Here is a 1,304-nt window from a genome sequence, read left to right as displayed (position 1 = left end):
CGCGCGGCACCTCGGCCACGCCCGCCCCGAGCGCCTCGGCCACCCGGGCCGCCGTGGCGTCCCGGTCGCTGAGGTAGACCGTCACCCCGGCGCGCCGGGCGGCCAGCGCCACCGACGTACCGACCAGACCCGTTCCGATCACGAGAAGACTGCGAACCATCAGACACCCCCGGCTTCCGTTACACCGCACCACGTCCAACCGAAGTTCGCCAACACCGCCGCCTCGGTCCTACAGTCCGGCGAACCTCCCGTACGGGGACACGTGAGCTGAGGGGACGGTCTCAAATGGACCTCACGACCGAGCCGGTGTTCGGCAGCGTCGCCGACGCCGAGCGCGCCGCCGCCGCGGTGCTGCCCGCCGACGTCTGGGACTTCGTCGCCGGCGGCAGTGGCCGGGAGACGACGCTGGACGCCAACCGGGCCGCACTGGACCGGGTGTTCGTGGTGCCCCGCGTGCTGCGCGACGTCTCCGGCTGCGACACCGCGTCCACGTTGCTCGGCCGGCCGGTGGCGCAGCCGCTGGCGATCGCACCGGTGGCCTATCAGCAGCTGCTGCACCCGGACGGTGAGGACGCCACGGCGCGCGCCGCCGCGGCCGCCGGGGTGCCGTTCATCGCCGGCACGCTGAGCAGCGTCCCGATCGAGCAGATCACCGCGGCCGGCGGGACGGTCTGGTTCCAGGTCTACTGGCTGCGCGACACCGCGGTGGTGCTCGACCTGGTGCGCCGGGCCGAGGAGGCGGGCTGCGAGGCCGTCGTGGTCACGGTCGACGTGCCGTGGATGGGCCGCCGGCCGCGCGACATCCGCAACGGGTTCGCCCTGCCGCCGCACGTGCGGGCGGCGAACCTGCGGACCACCGACACCGCACACCGCAAACGGGCGGACGTCTCGGCCGTCGCCGCGCACACCAGCCAGGCGTTCTCGCCCATGCTGACCTGGCAGTCCATCGCCACCCTGCGCGAGCACACCCGGCTACCGGTGGTGCTCAAGGGGGTGCTGGCCGCCGAGGACGCCCGGCACGCGGCCGCGATCGGGGTGGACGCGGTGGTGGTCAGCAATCACGGCGGTCGTCAGTTGGACGGCGCCGTGCCGAGCGTGGACGTGCTCGAAGAGGTCGTGGAGGCGGTCGGTGGCGACTGCGAGGTGCTGCTCGACAGCGGCATCCGCGGCGGGACCGACGTACTGCGGGCGCTCGCGCTCGGCGCCACCGGCGTGCTGGCCGGCCGGCCGCTGCTGTGGGGTCTGGCCTATCACGGTCTCACTCCCATTCCATCGCCACCGCCCGGGCCGGCGCTCCGTCGGCG

General features: G+C 74.2%; 1 protein-coding gene. It reads left to right on the top strand.

Annotated elements, in window-relative coordinates:
* Positions 1-285: 285 nt before the first annotated feature.
* On the top strand, positions 286-1,304 hold a 1,019-nt coding region (locus tag AB0F81_RS51315; RefSeq protein ID WP_360211807.1), incomplete at its 3' end, for an alpha-hydroxy acid oxidase.

The organism is Actinoplanes sp. NPDC024001 (assembly GCF_040638955.1).
In the GTDB taxonomy this organism is placed as follows: domain Bacteria; phylum Actinomycetota; class Actinomycetes; order Mycobacteriales; family Micromonosporaceae; genus Actinoplanes.
This window is presented reverse-complemented; position numbering and strand designations above follow the sequence as displayed.